The sequence below is a fragment of the Streptomyces sp. BE20 genome (genome assembly GCF_036322525.1).
In the GTDB taxonomy this organism is placed as follows: domain Bacteria; phylum Actinomycetota; class Actinomycetes; order Streptomycetales; family Streptomycetaceae; genus Kitasatospora.
This window is the reverse complement of record NZ_JAQYWW010000742.1, coordinates 11,957-29,478: the sequence shown is the minus strand read 5'-3', so window position 1 is coordinate 29,478 and position 17,522 is coordinate 11,957. Positions and strand designations below refer to the sequence as shown.

Annotated in this window: 12 protein-coding genes and 1 CRISPR repeat array; of the genes, 9 read left to right on the top strand and 3 right to left on the bottom strand. The window is 71.9% G+C overall.

Going from position 1 to position 17,522, the window contains the following annotated elements; genetic code table 11:
* The first annotated feature begins 646 nt into the window (after window positions 1-646).
* The 9 genes from PUR61_RS16170 (at window position 647) to PUR61_RS16130 (ending at window position 13,602) form a co-directional block, all read left to right on the top strand.
* Window positions 647-862: a hypothetical protein gene (locus PUR61_RS16170; protein ID WP_329879545.1), complete on the top strand. Its 216-nt coding sequence runs from the start codon at window positions 647-649 to the stop codon at window positions 860-862.
* Window positions 863-1,015: 153 nt separating this feature from the next.
* Complete coding sequence (gene casA, locus PUR61_RS16165; RefSeq protein WP_329879544.1) at window positions 1,016-5,665, top strand: type I-E CRISPR-associated protein Cse1/CasA; 4,650 nt, start codon at window positions 1,016-1,018, stop codon at window positions 5,663-5,665.
* Complete coding sequence (gene casB / locus PUR61_RS16160; RefSeq protein WP_329879543.1) at window positions 5,662-6,372, top strand: type I-E CRISPR-associated protein Cse2/CasB; 711 nt, start codon at window positions 5,662-5,664, stop codon at window positions 6,370-6,372. The genes casA and casB overlap by 4 nt, the downstream gene beginning before the upstream one ends.
* Window positions 6,369-7,577 (top strand): type I-E CRISPR-associated protein Cas7/Cse4/CasC, encoded by a 1,209-nt coding sequence (gene cas7e, locus PUR61_RS16155; protein ID WP_329879542.1) that lies wholly within the window; start codon window positions 6,369-6,371, stop codon window positions 7,575-7,577. The genes casB and cas7e overlap by 4 nt, the downstream gene beginning before the upstream one ends.
* Entirely contained in the window at window positions 7,574-8,278 is a 705-nt protein-coding gene (cas5e, locus tag PUR61_RS16150) for a type I-E CRISPR-associated protein Cas5/CasD (protein ID WP_329879541.1), read from the top strand. Before cas7e ends, cas5e begins: the two co-directional genes overlap by 4 nt.
* 2 nt (window positions 8,279-8,280) lie before the next feature.
* Entirely contained in the window at window positions 8,281-9,075 is a 795-nt protein-coding gene (gene cas6e / locus PUR61_RS16145) for a type I-E CRISPR-associated protein Cas6/Cse3/CasE (RefSeq protein WP_329879540.1), read from the top strand.
* Window positions 9,076-9,080: 5 nt separating this feature from the next.
* On the top strand, window positions 9,081-10,046 hold the full coding sequence (gene cas1e, locus PUR61_RS16140) for a type I-E CRISPR-associated endonuclease Cas1e (protein ID WP_329879539.1): 966 nt from the start codon (window positions 9,081-9,083) through the stop codon (window positions 10,044-10,046).
* Window positions 10,043-10,468, top strand: a complete 426-nt coding sequence (gene cas2e, locus PUR61_RS16135; protein WP_329879538.1) for a type I-E CRISPR-associated endoribonuclease Cas2e — start codon at window positions 10,043-10,045, stop codon at window positions 10,466-10,468. Before cas1e ends, cas2e begins: the two co-directional genes overlap by 4 nt.
* A 318-nt stretch (window positions 10,469-10,786) precedes the next feature.
* A CRISPR array of direct repeats spans window positions 10,787-12,953; the repeat unit is 29 nt; unit sequence CTGCTCCCCGCGCCTGCGGGGCTGTTCCC.
* Window positions 12,954-13,257: 304 nt separating this feature from the next.
* Entirely contained in the window at window positions 13,258-13,602 is a 345-nt protein-coding gene (locus PUR61_RS16130; protein ID WP_329879537.1) for a hypothetical protein, read from the top strand.
* Window positions 13,603-13,789: 187 nt separating this feature from the next.
* Here the strand turns inward: PUR61_RS16130 and PUR61_RS16125 are convergent, their stop codons facing one another.
* The 3 genes from PUR61_RS16125 to PUR61_RS16115 form a co-directional block, all read right to left on the bottom strand.
* The gene (locus tag PUR61_RS16125; RefSeq protein ID WP_329879536.1) at window positions 13,790-14,806 is read right to left on the bottom strand and encodes a TIGR03842 family LLM class F420-dependent oxidoreductase; all 1,017 of its coding nucleotides are present in this window, start codon (window positions 14,804-14,806) and stop codon (window positions 13,790-13,792) included.
* Window positions 14,807-14,922: 116 nt separating this feature from the next.
* The gene (gene hydA, locus PUR61_RS16120; protein WP_329879535.1) at window positions 14,923-16,338 is read right to left on the bottom strand and encodes a dihydropyrimidinase; all 1,416 of its coding nucleotides are present in this window, start codon (window positions 16,336-16,338) and stop codon (window positions 14,923-14,925) included.
* 16 nt (window positions 16,339-16,354) lie between these two features.
* Window positions 16,355-17,197 carry a nitrilase-related carbon-nitrogen hydrolase gene (locus tag PUR61_RS16115; RefSeq protein ID WP_329879534.1) on the bottom strand — a complete coding sequence of 281 codons (843 nt, stop codon included), beginning with the start codon at window positions 17,195-17,197 and terminating at the stop codon, window positions 16,355-16,357.
* Window positions 17,198-17,522: the final 325 nt, after the last annotated feature.

Genomic DNA, 17,522 nt, shown 5'->3' with positions numbered 1-17,522 from the left:
GTGCTGCTCCCCGCGCCTGCGGGGATGTTCCGGCGGTCTCGTCGGCGCCGACCTCACGAAGCTCTGCTCCCCGCACCTTGGGGATGTTTCCTTGTTCCCCTGGGTGCAAGCGCCCAGGGGATCCTGCCTTATGCCTTTGAGCCTGGGGTGGTTGGGCTCGGCGGTAGCATGCTCCCCGGGCGCCACGAGTGCGGTGCATCGCACAACAATCACTGCTCCCCCGGGCATGCGGGGGATGGCCCCAGCGTAGTCAGCTTGCCAGCTGCCGCGCCATAGTGCTCCCCGCCCATGCGGGGGTTATCAGGGTGCGCCACCCTTTGGCGCGCCCTCATCACACGCCTCGCCCAGTCTCGAAAGACACGCGGCGATAGCTCCCGAGTCGCAGGATCCAACAGCGTAGTTAGGGTGCTGGCTGCAGCCAGCACACTCAACTTGTTCAGAGGACCAACCCATAGGAGACGAAGGCAGGTTGGCGCTGGGGCGACTTCCTGCGTACGCTCACCCCGAGAGTCGACTGACGTTCCGTCACTTTCTTGCGGCGCCCATTCATCCGGGCACCTTCACTCATCACAAGACGACGATGGCCGGGCCCGCTGCTCCTGCAAGAACTCGGGCCCGGCCTACCCTCCGTGAAAGGAGTTCGTTCATGGTAACTCGAACGGCAAAGCGCCCCCTGGACAACCAGGGTCTGGTGCAGGCAGCCGCACTGCTCACCGCGTGCGTGACGGCTGGAGCGGGCTCCTCGTCCGCCGCCGACAGCGGCGTCCGCGCCGTCATCGCCGTGCTGGTGGTCGTCCTGATCGCCACAGTCGCTCTGCGGCGGCCGACCGGATCCGCGGCGCCGAAGCGGCCCAGGCGCTGAGGCCGCGCCGGTAGCGCCGGGCGCGCACCGAACGCGGTGCGCGCCCGGCGCAGGCGATCGAATGCGACCGGATTTGCGACCGCATCCGAACAGATCCCTTCAATACCGTTCTTCTCCTCGCACCCGGGAGCACTGTCCGTGTTGAATCGCCGCGTGACTGGACCACTGGCCGGTCCGGATCTCAGCGGGCGGTTGTCGGCTGCCGCCCGTTCGGTCTGGGCCAAGCACGACCGCGACACCGAGGCGTGGCTGCCGCTCTGGCGCCACCTCGCGGACAGCAGCGCGGTGGCGGCACTCCTCTGGGACAACTGGCTGCCGCAGAACGTAAGGAAGTTGATCGCCGAAGCGCTCGGGCCCGGCGAGGACCGGGCCCGCACCCTCACGGCATGGCTGGCGGCCACGCACGACATCGGAAAGGCAACCCCGGCCTTCGCCTGTCAGGTCCCACAACTTGCCGAGAAGATGCGGCAGTTCGGCCTCTCCATGCGCGACGAGAAGCAGTACGGCACCGACCGTCGGCTCGCTCCACACGGACTCGCCGGCCAACTCATCATCCAGGAATGGCTCGTGGACCGGCACAGCTGGCCTCATCGGGCCGCCGGGCAGTGGGCGGTGGTCGCCGGCGGACATCACGGAGCGCCTCCCGGACATTCACAGGTGCACGACCTCGACCTGCGAGAAGACCTGCTCCGTACGCCGGGCGAGAGCGAAGGGCGCTGGCACGACGTGCAGTTCGAGATCCTGGACGCGTGCACGGAGCTATTGGACGCGGGCGGGGCCATCGCCCGAGCCAAGACCGCGAAGCTTCCCCAGCCGGTGCAGATTCTCCTCACCGGCGTGGTCATCATGGCCGACTGGATCGCCAGCAACCCGGACCTCTTCCCCTACTTCCCCGAGGATTCGCCCCGCTCCGAGGAGGATCGCATCGCGTCGGCTTGGGCCGGGTTGCGCTTGCCGCCCTCCTGGCAGGCGGGTGACCTCCCCTCCGACGCAGGCGCGTTGATCAAGTCGCGGTTCGACCTCCCCCCCGGCGCGGAGCCGCGCCCCGTACAGGTGGAGGCCGTCCGGCTGGCGCGCGAGCTGCCCGGATCGGGGCTGCTGGTGATCGAGGCGCCGATGGGCGAGGGCAAGACGGAGGCCGCCCTGGCCGCCGCCGAGGTCTTCGCCGCCCGCACCGGTGCGGGCGGCTGCTACGTGGCGCTACCCACCCGGGCGACCGCCGACGCGATGTTCGCGCGGCTCACCGCCTGGTTGGGCCACCTGCCCACCGACGGGCAGCGGGCGGTGTTCCTCGCGCACGCGAAGGCAGCACTGAACGACGAGTACGCGGGCATGATGGCCGCCGACCGGCACCGGATCCGGGCCGTGGACCCGGACGGCCCGCCCAGCACCGGCCACCGCGTACGGCGCAAGAACGCCGGGCTGATCGCCCACCAGTGGTTGCGCGGCCGGAAGAAGGGCCTGCTGGCGTCGTTCGCCGTCGGCACGATCGACCAGGTGCTGCTCGCAGGCCTCAAGAACCGCCATCTCGCACTGCGTCACCTCGCTCTGGCCGGCAAGGTCGTCGTGATCGACGAGGTCCACGCGAACGACGCCTACATGAACACCTACCTGGAACGGGTGCTCTCCTGGCTCGGGGCCTATCAGGTGCCGGTGGTCATGCTGTCGGCCACACTTCCCGCCGCCACGCGGCGCGCCCTCGTGCGGGCGTACTGCGGGGAGGAGGACGTTCCCCCCGGGCCGGAACGGGAAGCAGAGGCGACCGGCTACCCGCTGCTCACCGCCGTCTCCCCCGGCCACCCGCCGCTCATCCGCACGCCGACCGCCGACAGTGCCCGCCGCACGGCCGTCCGGCTGGAGCGCCTCGACGACGACCTCACCGTCCTCACCGACCGCTTGGCGCTCGAACTCTCCGACGGCGGCTGCGCACTGGTCGTCCGCAACACCGTGGACCGGGTAGTCGAGACGGCCGAACGGCTGCGCGAGCGGTTCGGCGACGAGGCCGTCACCGTGGCCCACTCCCGCTTCGTCGACCTCGACAGGGCCCGTAAGGACGCCAGCCTGCTCGCCCGGTTCGGCCCGGACGGCGACCGCCCGGCCGGACCTCACCTCGTCGTCGCCAGCCAGGTGGCCGAGCAGTCGCTCGACGTCGACTTCGACCTCCTGGTGACCGACCTGTGCCCGGTGGACCTGATGCTCCAGCGCATGGGCCGTCTGCACCGCCACCGGCGCGGCGAGGGGCAGGACAGGCGGCCTGCCCGGCTGCGTACGGCCCGCTGCCTGGTCACCGGGGTCGACTGGGCGGCGCAGCCACAGCCGCGTCCGGTGAAGGGCTCGACAGCCGTCTACGGGCGGCACCACCTGCTCCGCTCGGCCGCCGTGCTGCTGCCGCACCTGGAAGGCGCCGCGCCACTCACGCTGCCGGACGACATCGGCCCGGCGGTCCAGCGTGCCTACGGCGTTGGCCCGGTCGGCCCGCCCGACTGGGCCGGAGCAATGGCCGAAGCCGCCGAGGAGCAGCGACTCGCGGACGCTCGGCAGACGGCCCGTGCCGAGGTCTTCCGGCTGGACGGGGTACGTCGGCCGGGCCGCTCGCTGGTGGGCTGGCTCGACGCCGGGGTCGGGGACGCGGACGACCAGCGTCCGGGCCGGGCACAGGTCAGGGACGGCGAGGAGAGCCTGGAGGTGATGGTGGCGATGCGCCGCGCGGACGGCCGCCTCACCACGCTCCCCTGGCTGGACCGGGGCCGGGGCGATCTGCCGCTCCCGACCGAGACCGTCCCCACCTGGCAGGCCGCGCAGGCGCTTTCGGCGAGCAGCCTGCGGCTGCCCTACCACTTTTCCAAGCCTTGGGTGATCGACCGGGCGATCCGGGAGCTGGAGGGCCTCTACGTCCCGGCCTGGCAGGTGAAGGAGTGTCCACAGCTCGACGGCGAGCTGGTGCTGCTGCTGGACGAGCAGGGTCGCACCCAACTGGCCGGATACGACGTGGAATACAACGCGAACGACGGTCTCGCGGTGCACCCGGCCGGGGCCCGCGACGTGAGATTGGTGAGAAGCGTGCCCTCGTTCGACCTGGTGTCCCGACCCTGGCTTCCGGTCCAGCGGCTGGACGGCACGACCGCCGAGCTGTCACTGCGCGAAGTGTTCGCCGAGGCCGCCGGCCTGCGCAGGCTGGTCGGGGACGTACCGACGCAGGAGTTCGCCCTGATGCGACTGCTGCTGGCGATCCTGCACGACGCCGTCGACGGCCCCGTGGAGCTGGAGGACTGGGAGGAGCTCTGGAACGACCCGGGGGCATTCGCCGCCGTCGGACCGTACCTCGACCGGCACCGCGAGCGGTTCGACCTGCTGCACCCCGGTGAGCCGTTCTTCCAGGTCGCCGGGCTGCGCACGGAGAAGGACGAAGTGGCCTCGCTCAACCGGCTGGTGGCGGACGTGCCGAACGGCGAGCCCTTCTTCACCATGCGGCTGCCCTCCGCCGAGCGGCTCTCCTTCGCCGAGGCGGCGCGCTGGCTGGTGCACGCGCACGCCTTCGACACTTCCGGTATCAAGTCGGCCGCCGTGGGCGACGGCCGGGGCAGGAACGGCAAGGTGTACCCGCTGGGTACCGGTTGGGCGGGCGGCCTCGGGGGCGTCCTGGCCGAGGGAAACGACCTGCGGACGACCCTGTTGCTCAACCTGGTGGCCGCGGACACCCCCGGGGCGCGTTTCCGCCCCGGCGACCGGCCGTCGTGGCGACGCGGCCCGTACGGCCCGGAACCGGACCCCGGGGCGGCGGACCCGTCGGTCCGCCCGTCCGGCCCCCGCGACCTGTACACCTGGCAGTCCCGCAGGATCCGGCTGCACCACGACGGGAGTTCGGTCCTCGGGGTCGTGCTCTCGTACGGCGACCCGCTCCCGGGGCACGACCTGCGCTTCGGCGAACCGCTCTCCGGCTGGCGGCGCAGCCGGCCGCAGGAGAAGAAGCTGGGCCGGTCCCCGGTGTACCTCCCGCTCCAACACCGGCCGGAGCGTGCGGCCTGGCGCGGGCTTCCCGCCCTCTTGCAGGCTCGGAGCCACCGTGACGAGGTCCAGAACGGCGAACCTCCGGACGCGCTGCGTCCACTGGTGCTCGACTGGGTCGCCCGGCTGGCCACCGAACGGGTGCTGACGCGCGACCTGCTGATCCGGGCCCGGACGGTCGGCGCGGTGTACGGCACTCAGCAGTCGGTCGTCGACGAGCTGGTGGACGACGGCGTCGCGCTGGCCGTGATCCTGCTGCACGAGGAGGATCCGCGCTACGGACAACGGGCCGTCAGCGCGGTCGAGGCTGCGGAGAGGGCCGTACAGGCTCTCGGAAACCTCGCCGCCGACCTCGCCGAGGCAGCCGGTTCCGAGAGCGACGCCCCCAGGACCGCTGCGGCCGAGCGCGGGTACGCCGCACTCGACGGCCCGTTCCGGCTCTGGCTGCGGGACCTCGGCGGACACACCGACCCGGCTCTCGCGCTCGACGCCTGGCACCGGCGGGCCCGGGAGCACATCGCCGCCCTGGGCGCCGATCTGGTGGACACCGCCCCGTGGGCGGCTCGCGAGGGGCGTGTGGTGGCGGGTCGGGGCGGCGGCCGGGTCTGGCTCAACGACGCCTTGGCCCACCGGCGTTTCGGGTTCGCGTTGGCCCGGGCCCTCCCGTCCCCGGGCGCACCGAGTGCACCGAGCGCGCCGACGACCCCGAATGCACCGGCCGCACCCGTCCGGCCGACCACGCCGGACAGCCCCGGTGAGGACGACCACGAACACGTTCCGGAGAGCGAGGACCGATGACCACCGTGCCCGTCCCCCCACCCCGCCGCACCGGCCTCGGCCGGACGGGCGAGGCGACGCACCGCTGCCTGGCCCGGCTCCAGTACGGCTATCACCGCGACGAGGCCGCGGCGGTGGCCAGGGTCGCACAGATCCGCCGCGGCGCGGGACGCCCGGTGGATGCACTGCCCGAGCTCTGGGGCCTCACCGGCCTGGAGCTCCTCTACCCGGACGGAAGGGTCGGGCCGACCGACACCGCGGCGGAGAACGCGATGCACACCGCCGTGACCCTCTGGTCGCTCCACCAGCAGTCGCACCGCAACAGCGGGATGCACCGCCCCGATGGGACCGGACTCGGTTTTGCGGTCAGGCAGTTGATGCCGGTCGACGATGTGGACGAGCCACTGCGGAAGCGGTTCGTCCGGGTCGGAGCGGCGCCCGTCTTCGACGTTCTCGCGCAACGACTGCGCGAGATCGTGGTGCTGCTGCACCGGGCCGCCGTCCCCCTCGACTACGGGGTGCTCGCCGACCAGCTCTACCTGTGGCAACTACCGGGGCGGCGGGCCGAGGTAACTCGGTCCTGGGGGCGCGGCTTCCACGCCTACCGGCCACCCAGAACTGCCGAGGCGGCCACCCCCGGAGCCACCGCACCGGGCGAGCCGATCTCCACCGGCCCCTCGCCCGACCACGACCTCGACCGCATCGACAGCGACAAGGACCAATCGTGAGCCGTACGATCCTGGACGTCCACATCCTGCAGACCGTGCCGCCGAGCAACCTCAACCGGGACGACACCGGCTCGCCGAAGTCCGCGGTGTACGGCGGGGTACGCCGGGCCCGGGTGTCCAGCCAGGCGTGGAAGCGGGCGACCCGCCGGGCCTTCGACGGTCTGCTGGACCCCGCCGAGCTGGGTGTCCGCACCAAGAAGGCCGCCGAGCTGCTGGCGGCCCGGATCATCGCCCGGGGAGTCGACGTCAAGGAGCCGGAGGCCTGGCAGGCCGCCGCCGACACGATCACCGCCGCGACGGGCGCCAAGGTCGAACCACCCAAGCGGAAGAAGGACCTCGCGGCGAAGACCGGCGCCGAGGACCCGGCGCCGGAGTCCGCGTACCTGTTGTTCCTGAGCACCCGCCAGCTCGACGCGCTCGCCGAGCTGGCGTTGGAGGGGCTGAACGACCCGGGCGGGGTGAAGGAGTTCCTCAAGAGCAAGGAGAACCGAGCCCGGGCCCGGGAGGCCGCCAACACCCGGCACTCGGTGGACATCGCCCTGTTCGGCCGCATGGTGGCCGATGCCTCGGACATCAACGTCGACGCCGCCGCCCAGGTGGCGCACGCGATCAGTGTGCACGCGGTGGAGAACGAGTCCGACTACTTCACGGCAGTGGACGACCAGCGGGGCGACGACGAGCCGGGGGCCGGCATGATCGGCATCGTCGACTTCAACTCGGCGACACTGTACCGCTATGCGGCCGTGGACGTGGACCGGCTGCGACACAACCTCGGCGACGCGATGCGCCCGGACGAGCCCGCGACCGAGCCGGTCCGGCGTGCGGTCCAGGCCTTCGTCGAGGCCTTCGTGACGTCGATCCCCAGCGGCAAGATGAACACCTTCGCCAACCAGACACTCCCGGACGCAGTGATCGTCAAGCTCCGATCGGCCCGGCCGATCAGCTTCGCCGGGGCGTTCGAGGAGGCAGTGGTCCCCGGCGGGGGCGGCCTCACCGGCGGCCACGTCACCGCCGCCTGCGCACAGTTGGCCGCGTACGTACCCGAGGTGGAGCGGGCGTTCGGCGCAGCAACCGAGGAGAGCTGGGTCCTGCGGGTCGGCGAGCGGACGGCCTCGCTCGCCGGGCTCGGCACCGAGGTGGGCCTCGGCGAGCTGGTCGAGGCGGTCGGCGCCGCGGTGGCAGGCCGGCTGGGGCCGGACGCATGAGCGTGCTCCTGCTGCGGTTGGCGGGGCCGCTCCAGTCCTGGGGCGCGTCCGCGCGGTTTGCCCGGCGGACCACCGAGGCCGCGCCGACCAAGAGCGGGGTGGTGGGACTGCTCGCCGCCGCACTGGGACGGGACCGAACCGCCGACCTTGCCGATCTCGCCGCCCTGCGGTTCGGCGTCCGAATCGACCAGCCCGGCACCCTGGTCCGCGACCTCCAGACGGCCCACCACGGGGACACGGAGAAGGCGATGCCGCTGTCCGAGCGTTTCTACCTGGCGGACGCCGTCTTCGTCGCGGCCGTCGAGGGCGACGACGCGACGGTCGGCGAACTGCTGACGGCACTTCGCGCGCCCGTCTTCCTGCCCTACCTCGGACGTCGTTCGTGCCCGCCGAGCGGGCCGGTCGAGCTCGGTGTCCGCTACGGCATCGGACTCCGGCAGGCACTCGTACGTGAGCCCTGGCAAGCGGCACGCCGGCACCGGTCGCGACACCCGTCGCCGACCGTGCCGCTGACCGTCCTGACCGACGCCGAGCCAGCAGAACAACCGCGGGCGGACCTGATGCGCGACCTGCCGCTGAGCTACGACCCCCGGCACCGCCGGTACGCCATGCGCGGCGTGACCTCCTCCGTGGAAGACGTGCCGGTACTCGGCACCTCTCACGATCCGACGGCCCACCTGAACCCCCTGGAACCGGTCTGAAGATGTTCCTCACCCGCTTTCGCGTCAACACCGCCCGCGCCGGGGCGCGCCGACTGCTCTCGTCGCCGCAGCTACTGCACGGCGCCGTCATGGCCTCGTTCGCCGACCACGATGCGACTCCCGCTCCCCTGCCGACCGACGGCCCGACGATCGCGCCGACGACCATAGCCACGGCCGTACCCGTCGCGTCGACGGCCGCCACACTCGCCGAGACCTCCCCCCGGGTGCTCTGGCGCATCGATCACAACTCCCGTACCGAGGTGCTGCTCTACCTGGTCAGCCCGCAGCGTCCCGACCTCACCCACCTGGTCGAACAGGCCGGCTGGCCGACCACCGGCGGCTGGCAGACATACGACTACGGTGCCTTCCTCGCCGGCCTCACCGCCGGTTCGACCTGGGCCTTCCGACTGACCGCCAACCCGGTGCACAGCATCCGCCGCACCCCCGACGAGCCGATCAAACGCACCGCACACCAAACCCACCACCACCAGGCGGCCTGGCTGCTGAAGCAACAGGAGAGGGCGGGCTTCACCGTCGCCGAGAAGCCGCCAGAGCACCGGCTACTGGCGGAAGGGGACGAACGGGAACTCGTCGTCCACCGCCGCCAGGGCCTCTCCTTCGGCAAGAACGACCGGACGAACGGCGGCCGGCACAAAGTCACCCTGACGACCGCGACCTTCGACGGCCGGCTGCGCGTCACCGACCCGGACGCGCTGCGCCGTACCCTCACAGCGGGACTGGGCAAGGCGAAGGCCTACGGCTGTGGGCTGATGACGCTCGCACCGGTACGGGGCTGATCGGGATGGGCGCGACTCCTGCCGCCAGGCCGACGTCCACGCCGCGCGAGCTGACCCGGGTCGGCGACCGCGTCTCCTTCCTGTACCTGGAACGGTGCGTGATCAGCCGCGAGGACAACGCGATCACGGCCACCGATGACGGGGGTGTGCGCCACATCCCGTCCGCCACCATCGGGGTCCTCCTGCTCGGACCCGGCACCCGGGTCACTCACCAGGCGATGAGCGTGCTGGGCGAGTCGGGCGCGGGTGTGGTCTGGGTGGGCGAGCAAGGGGTTCGGTACTACGCGGGCGGTCGGGCTCTGACCCGGTCGGCAGGACTGGCGGAGGCCCAGGCCATCGCGTGGGCCAACCTGCGCCACCGACTGGACGTGGCTCGGCAGATGTACCGCCTGCGCTTCCCCGACGAGGACCCGAGCGGGCTGACCCGACGGGAACTGCTCGGCCGCGAGGGCGACCGGGTGAAGGGCACCTATCGCAGAGAGGCGGCCCGGACCGGCGTCCGCTGGGTCCGGCGGACGTACGACCCTGGTGACTTCGCGGCTGGCGACGCACCGAACCAGGCGGTGACCGCTGCCGCGCAGTGCCTCTACGGGATCGCACACTCGGTGGTCGTGGCGCTGGGCTGCTCCCCGGCCCTGGGATTCGTGCATTCCGGTCACGAGCGGTCGTTCGTCATGGACGTGGCGGACCTCTACAAGGTGGAGTTCGGCATCCCGGCCGCATTCGACGCGGCAGCCGAGGGACCGGACGATGTGGCCGGGCGGACCCGTCGGGCGCTGCGCGAGCGAATTCGCGCGGCGGGACTGCTCGACCGGACGGTCTCCGACATCCAGGGCCTGCTCTCTGCCTACCGCCGGTCGGAGCCGGACACGTCGGCGCTGAACGGGGAAGCGGACGAGGTCGGGTTGCACACCGACCGGAACGGCACGGTGGCGAGCGGCCGCAACTACGGTACGGAGGCGATCTGGTGATCACTCTGGTGCTCGCCGACTGTCCCGTCGGCCTGCGCGGGCTGCTCACCAGGTGGCTCACGGAGATCTCGCCGGGTGTGTTCGTCGGCGCCCCGTCGACGCGGGTCCGGGAGGTGCTCTGGGAGGAGGTCCGGACGTACCGTGGCCGCGGCCGGGCGCTGCTCACCTACAGCACGGACACCGAGCAGGGCTTCGCGTTCGAGACGCACGAGCACCGGTGGCATCCGATCGACCATGAGGGGCTGACGCTGATCCACCGCCCCTCGGACCGCCCACAGCCTCGCCCTGAGGCCCGTCCACCGACCTCCGCAACCGGAACCACACGCACCGGCCCGCCCGGCGCCTCCGCTCGGACGGCGGGCGGGAACGAGGGCGCAGGGTGGAGCAAGGCCGCCAAACGGCGCCGCTTCGGGGCCCGTTAGCTCCAACAGCGAGAAGGCCACCCACCACGGAAACGGGCGACGGTGGAAGGTCCAGGACGTGCCACGACTGAAGAAGCGGCGTAGGCGGTATGAGGATCCACCAAGGAGCCCGACAGGAGAACCGGGAGGATGCCCTCGCAACCCGCCTTCTTCGTGGATGGCGACACCACTTCATCGCCGCCCATTCCCGCACCGGATAGCCTGCCGGCCCGGAATTACCGTCAGCACACCAAATCAACCGGAACACACGAATTGCCCGATACCCAGCAAGTTGCTCAGATCGCCCTCACCCCCTGACAACCCCCCAGCTCACCAACTCTGCTCCCCGCGCCTGCGGGGCTGTTCCCACCAACCGCCACCCCGGCGGCCCCGACGCCGCCTGCTCCCCGCGCCTGCGGGGCTGTTCCCGCCCCCACCCGGGACGCGGCCGGGCCGAGGTGCTGCTCCCCGCGCCTGCGGGGCTGTTCCCAAGCTCGCCGCCCAGTTCGCCAGCTGATCCGGGCTGCTCCCCGCGCCTGCGGGGCTGTTCCCTGATCGCCAAGCTCAACGCTGCAGGGAGCTGACTGCTCCCCGCGCCTGCGGGGCTGTTCCCCAAGTGCAGCCCGGCGACCTGGTGTTTTGGTTCTGCTCCCCGCGCCTGCGGGGCTGTTCCCGATCAGGCTGTCGCGGACGGTCTGTGCGGCGTCTGCTCCCCGCGCCTGCGGGGCTGTTCCCGTGGCGACGTTGCTCGCGACCGGCCCGAACTCCTGCTCCCCGCGCCTGCGGGGCTGTTCCCGGCCAGTGAACGACCGCGCCCCCGCTCGGCTACTGCTCCCCGCGCCTGCGGGGCTGTTCCCATCAAGCGGGACTGGGCGGCCAACGCCCGGGCCTGCTCCCCGCGCCTGCGGGGCTGTTCCCCCGGACGGGAAGCGGTCCGAGCAGATCGACGACTGCTCCCCGCGCCTGCGGGGCTGTTCCCTCGTCGTCGGCGGTGAACAGCTGCTCGTCGGTGCTGCTCCCCGCGCCTGCGGGGCTGTTCCCCGGACGGTGGAGCCGAGGGCGGGCGGCACCGTCTGCTCCCCGCGCCTGCGGGGCTGTTCCTCGGCGCCGCAGATCCCGCGCTCGTTGCGGAAGCTGCTCCCCGCGCCTGCGGGGCTGTTCCCAAGTCACAGATGCGGCTCCTGGTCCCTGAGCTCTGCTCCCCGCGCCTGCGGGGCTGTTCCCTCAAGATCAGACGGGCCGGCGGCACCGTCCGACTGCTCCCCGCGCCTGCGGGGCTGTTCCCGAGGCGCTCAGCTACAAGGCCCACCTCACCAGCTGCTCCCCGCGCCTGCGGGGCTGTTCCCGTCTGGATGCACTACAGCCGGACGGCGACGCTCTGCTCCCCGCGCCTGCGGGGCTGTTCCCCCCCGGTTGATTTGCAATTAGGTCCCCCTAAGCTGCTCCCCGCGCCTGCGGGGCTGTTCCCGGCCGGTCGGCGCCGACGCGCTCCAGGCAGGTCTGCTCCCCGCGCCTGCGGGGCTGTTCCCGCCACCCACCACTACAGCTTCAGGGGTGAGGGCTGCTCCCCGCGCCTGCGGGGCTGTTCCCTGACGACCGAGGACGTCTGAATCCCACTTTCGCTGCTCCCCGCGCCTGCGGGGCTGTTCCCTGCTCGCGTGCCTCGCGGAGGTCGGCCTCGGCCTGCTCCCCGCGCCTGCGGGGCTGTTCCCGTCAGCACCCTCCCGCCGCCGGCGTCGTCATCCTGCTCCCCGCGCCTGCGGGGCTGTTCCCGTGCAGGTCCGCAACCTGGCCGGTGTGTTCGACTGCTCCCCGCGCCTGCGGGGCTGTTCCCTGCGACGCAGCCTGCTGAGCGCGCACTCGCGGCTGCTCCCCGCGCCTGCGGGGCTGTTCCTTGTGGAACGACCTCGTGCTGAACCTGGAGAACCTGCTCCCCGCGCCTGCGGGGCTGTTCCCTCGAAGGTGTCAGCCAGGTCGGATACCTTGGTCTGCTCCCCGCGCCTGCGGGGCTGTTCCCAGCTCCTCCTCCACCACCTCGTCGGACGGCGCCTGCTCCCCGCGCCTGCGGGGCTGTTCCCAGTTGCTCCTTCTCCTCCGCGGTCTTGGCCTCCCTGCTCCCCGCGCCTGCGGGGCTGTTCCCAGCCTCCTGATCCCCGGGGAGTTGGCCGACGCCTGCTCCCCGCGCCTGCGGGGCTGTTCCCGGATCGTCGCCGGGGTCCTGGAGGAGTTCCCACTGCTCCCCGCGCCTGCGGGGCTGTTCCCCCATTCGGGCACGGTGTTCTCCTTCGGGTTGGCTGCTCCCCGCGCCTGCGGGGCTGTTCCCGGCTACCGGGTCTCCGACCTGACTGAGGCTCTCTGCTCCCCGCGCCTGCGGGGCTGTTCCCCGTGGCCGCCCGCCACCCGATCCGCGACGCCCCTGCTCCCCGCGCCTGCGGGGCTGTTCCCGACCTGTCGCCGCAGGTGACGGTCCAGGAGTTCTGCTCCCCGCGCCTGCGGGGGTGTCGCCTTCACCGCCTGCCGGCGCCGTGCCGCCCTGGGCACCGTGGGCCATGTGCGGGAGATCGCCCGCCTGTCCGGTCGGCCATGGGGAGTGGTGTACCGGCCATCCTCCTTACCCTTCCTTGCAAATGTTCATGCCAATCGACAGGCTGTACGTGTCCGTACGGCTGCCGTACCGACCGGTCACCGCCCCACCGCGGACGCCGACAGTTGGCCCTATGGCCGGTCCGACCACCGGTCCGGCATTCCGGGGACGGCGCGAACGGCGCCAAGGCGCACCGGAACCGTCCGAGAAGAGATGAGGAAGAAGCATGCGCAAGATCGCGATGGCCATGACCGCCCTGTCGCTCGCCGTGGGAACGGGGATCGCCGCGGCCCCCGGCGCCGTGGCGGCGACGACGTGCCCGAGCGGGGCGGTCTGTATCCGCGAGTTCGGCGGAGACATCCTGAGCAAGAACATCTTCTACAGCTACGGCGCCCACAACCTCGACAACGTCACCGGGTACCACATACTCGCCAACAGCCAGACCGGCGGCGCGGGCTTCGAGCTCTGCCGGGGCTACAACGGCACGGACTGCTCGATCACGTACCGCACCACGGGTGACTACCCCTCGATCGACTTCACGCCGATCAACTCCATCCTCCTCGTGCCGTAGTCGGGCGTAGTGGGCCACCGGCCCGCGGCCGCTCGCCCGCCGGCCTGTGGTGCTCCGTCCGGTCTTCCCGATCCGTGGTCGACTGGCGGGAGACGGCTGGTGCTGCGGGCGGCCCGTTGGCGCGGTAGGCGCCCTCCCCGCGCGCCTGCGAAGTGGGTTCCGGGGGGTGGTGGCGCCGGCGGCCGGGTTACGGCAGGCGCGGGATGAGGTCGGTCCCGTAGGCGTCGATGGTGGACTCGACGGCGTCGTGCATGGCGTAGATGGCGAACTGGTCGACGCCGAGGGAGCGGAGCTGTTCGAGGCGGGCGAGGTGGGCGTCGGGCGGGCCGATGAGACAGAACCGGTCGACGATCTCGTCGGGGACGAAGGCGGTGTCGGGGTTCCCGGCGCGGCCGTGGTGGCTGTAGTCGTAGCCCTGCCGGTCCTTGATGTAGGCGGTGAGGGCTTCGGGGACGAGGTCGGAGTGCTCGCCGTAGTGGGTGACGAGGTCGGCGACGTGGTTGCCGACCATGCCGCCGAACCAGCGGCACTGTTCGCGGGCGTGGGCGAGGGCGGCCGGCGAGTCGTCGGCGGTGACGTAGGCGGGCGCGGCGACGCAGACAGTCACCGCGTCGGGGTCGCGGCCCGCCTCGGTGGCGGCCCGGCGGACGGCCTTGACCATGTACTCGGTGAGGTAGGGGTCGGCGAGTTGGAGGATGAAGCCGTCGGCCTGGCGTCCCGTCAGGGCGAGGGCCTTGGGCCCGTAGGCGCCCATCCAGACCGGCAGGGCGGCGCCTTCGCCGACCCACGGCAGGTGCATCTCCGTGCCGTCGACCTCGGCGGTCCGGCCCTCGGCCAGTTCCTTGATGACGTGCATGGCCTCGGACAGCCGGGCGAGGGTGGCGGGATGCCGGCCGGCGACCCGCATCGCGGAGTCGCCGCGCCCGATGCCGCAGACCGTGCGGTTGCCGTACATGTCGTTGAGGGTGGCGAAGAGGGAGGCGGTGACCTCCCAGGTCCGGGTGGAGGGGTTGGTGACCATCGAGCCGACGGTGAGCGTGCTGGTCTCGGCGAGGATGCGGCTGTAGATGACGAAGGGCTCCTGCCACAGGACGCAGGAGTCGAACGTCCATCCGTGACTGAAGCCGGCCCGCTCGGCGCGGACCATGCGGTCGACGAGCAGGCTGGCGGGCGGGTCGGTCTGCAGCACGAGGCCGATGTCCATGGCGGGCTCCGGAGGTCGGGAGGAGGGGGAACGGGAACCCGCCCGGGCCGTGACCCGGGCGGGCGGAGGGGCAAGGACGGCCGGAGGCCGGGGAGGTGGGCCCGGACGGGCGGGGCTCAGTCCAGGTACCGGCAGGTGTCCCGGCGCAGGAAGGTGCCGTGGCCGGCCCGCCCGAGCCAGGTGCCGTGGTCGAGGACGACCGTGCCCCGGGAGAGGACGGTGCGGGCGCGGCCGGTGAGCGTGCGCCCCTCGTACGCCGAGTAGTCGACGTTCATGTGGTGGCTCGCGGCGGAGACAATCTGGACGGCGTTGGGGTCGTAGACGACCACGTCGGCGTCGGCACCGGGGGCGATGGTGCCCTTGCGCGGGTGCAGGCCGAACATCCGGGCGGGCGTGGTGCAGGCGATCTCGATCCAGCGGCGGCGACTCAGTCGCCCGTCGACCACGGCCTGGTGGAGCAGGTCCATGCGGTTCTCCACGCCGGGCAGACCGTTGGGGATCTTCGAGAAGTCGCCGCGGCCGAGCTCCTTCTGCCCGGTGTAGCAGAACGGGCAGTGGTCGGTGGAGACCACCTGGAGGTCGTTGGTCCGCAGGCCGCGCCAGAGCGCCTCCTGGTGCTCCCGGGGGCGCAGCGGCGTGCTGCACACGTACTTGGCCCCCTCGAAGCCGTCGGCGCCCTCCTCGGCGAGGTTGTCCGTGGAGAGGAAGAGGTACTGGGGGCAGGTCTCGCCGAAGACGGGGAGGCCCTCGTCGCGGGCCCGGGCGAGTTCGGCGAGGGCGGAGGCCGCGGAGACGTGGACGACGTAGAGGGGGCTGCCGGCGACCTGGGCGAGCTTGATGGCGCGGTGGGTGGCCTCGGCCTCCAGGAGTTCGCGGCGGACCTCGCCGTGGTACCGGGGGGCGGTGCGGCCGGCGGCGAGGGCCTGTTCGACGAGGACGTCGATGGCGATGCCGTTCTCGGCGTGCATCATGATCAGCCCGCCGTTGGCGGCGCCGCGCTGCATGGCGCGCAGGATGCGGCCGTCGTCGCTGTAGAAGACGCCGGGGTAGGCCATGAACAGCTTGAAGGAGGTGGACTCGCCGGAGTCGACGAGGGCGTCCATCTCCTTGAGGACCGCGTCGTTGACGTCGGAGACGATGGTGTGGAAGGCGTAGTCGACGGCGCACGTGCCGTCGGCCTTGGCGTGCCAGGCGTCGAGACCTTCGCGGAGGCTGCCGCCGACGGGCTGGACGGCGAAGTCGACGATGGTCGTGGTGCCGCCCCAGGCGGCCGCGCGGGTGCCGGTCTCGAAGGTGTCGGAGGCGTGGGTCCCGCCGAACGGCAGTTCCATGTGGGTGTGGGCGTCGACGCCGCCCGGGATCACGTAGTGGCCGGCGGCGTCGATCAGGGTGTCGGCGGTCCAGGCGAGGGCGGCCTCGCTGCCGGTGGTGGCGAGGGCGACGATGCGCTCGCCCTCGATGAGGACGTCGGCGCGGAGTTCCTCGGTGGCGGTGATGACGAGGCCGCCGCGGATGACGGTGCGGGTGGTCATGGTGTGGTCGTCCCCCTCACGCCTCGGCCAGCGGCCCGTACGCGTCGGGGCGGCGGTCGCGGTAGAACGCCCACTGCTGCCGGACCTCCTCGATGAGGCCCATGTCGAGGTCGCGGACGACGAGCTCCTCCTCCTTGTCGGAGGCGACCTCGCCGACGAACCGGCCGCGCGGGTCGACGAAGTAGGAGGTCCCGTAGAAGTCGTTGTCGCCGTACTCCTCGGTGCCGACGCGGTTGATGGCGGCGACGAAGTACTCGTTGGCCACGGCGGCGGCGGGCTGTTCGAGCTGCCAGAGGTACGCGGAGAGGCCGCGGCTGGTGGCGGAGGGGTTGTAGACGATCTGCGCGCCGGCGAGTCCCAGGGCCCGCCAGCCCTCGGGGAAGTGGCGGTCGTAGCAGATGTAGACGCCGACCTTGCCGACGGCGGTGTCGAAGACGGGCCAGCCGACGTTGCCGGGCTTGAAGTAGTACTTCTCCCAGAAGCCCTTGACCTGCGGGATGTGGTGCTTGCGGTACTTGCCGAGGTAGCTGCCGTCGGCGTCGATCACCGCGGCGGTGTTGTAGTAGACGCCGGGCTGCTCCTCCTCGTAGACGGGGACGACGAGGACGAGGCCGAGTTCCCGGGCGAGTTCGGCCATCCGGCGGACGGTGGGTCCGTCGGGCACGGGCTCGGCCCAGCGGTAGTGCTCGGGTTCCTGGACCTGGCAGAAGTACGGGGCGTTGAAGACCTCCTGGAAGCCGAGGATCTTCGCGCCCTGCGCGGCGGCCTCGCGGGCGTACCGCTCGTGGAGGGCGATCATGCTCTCCTGGTCGCCGGTCCACCGGGTCTGGACGAGGGCGGCACGGACGATCTGCGACATGGGTACCTCCGCAACTCCGCGGTCCGTCCGGGGGTCGGGCCTGCGGTCTGAGGGTTGACGGGGCGGTTCTGCCTGCGGCACCGCGGACGGCACCGCACTACGGGCCACGTGGAGCGCCGCGCACGGCTCCGTGCGCCGGCGCGTTCCGGCACGACCGCGCACGGTGTCTACGTGCGTAGAAAGTTGGTGCGTCGACCGTAGGCCCGGCCTCGGTCGCCTGACAATACGTCGGACGTAACGCGCCCGGGGCGATCCTGTTACCCGGACACGCGGGGTCTCGTAGATGGGATGAAACGGTCATCTACCCCGACCGTGCTCGCCTTAC

Bases quoted from the DNA above. Each gene is read 5' to 3' on its own strand.
- PUR61_RS16170 (WP_329879545.1), top strand. From the start codon at position 647: ATGGTAACTCGAACGGCAAAGCGCCCCCTGGACAACCAGGGTCTGGTG.
- casB (WP_329879543.1), top strand. From the start codon at position 5,662: ATGACCACCGTGCCCGTCCCCCCACCCCGCCGCACCGGCCTCGGCCGG.
- cas5e (WP_329879541.1), top strand. From the start codon at position 7,574: ATGAGCGTGCTCCTGCTGCGGTTGGCGGGGCCGCTCCAGTCCTGGGGC.
- cas6e (WP_329879540.1), top strand. From the start codon at position 8,281: ATGTTCCTCACCCGCTTTCGCGTCAACACCGCCCGCGCCGGGGCGCGC.
- cas1e (WP_329879539.1), top strand. From the start codon at position 9,081: ATGGGCGCGACTCCTGCCGCCAGGCCGACGTCCACGCCGCGCGAGCTG.
- PUR61_RS16130 (WP_329879537.1), top strand. From the start codon at position 13,258: ATGCGCAAGATCGCGATGGCCATGACCGCCCTGTCGCTCGCCGTGGGA.
- PUR61_RS16125 (WP_329879536.1), bottom strand. From the start codon at position 14,806: ATGGACATCGGCCTCGTGCTGCAGACCGACCCGCCCGCCAGCCTGCTC.
- hydA (WP_329879535.1), bottom strand. From the start codon at position 16,338: ATGACCACCCGCACCGTCATCCGCGGCGGCCTCGTCATCACCGCCACC.
- PUR61_RS16115 (WP_329879534.1), bottom strand. From the start codon at position 17,197: ATGTCGCAGATCGTCCGTGCCGCCCTCGTCCAGACCCGGTGGACCGGC.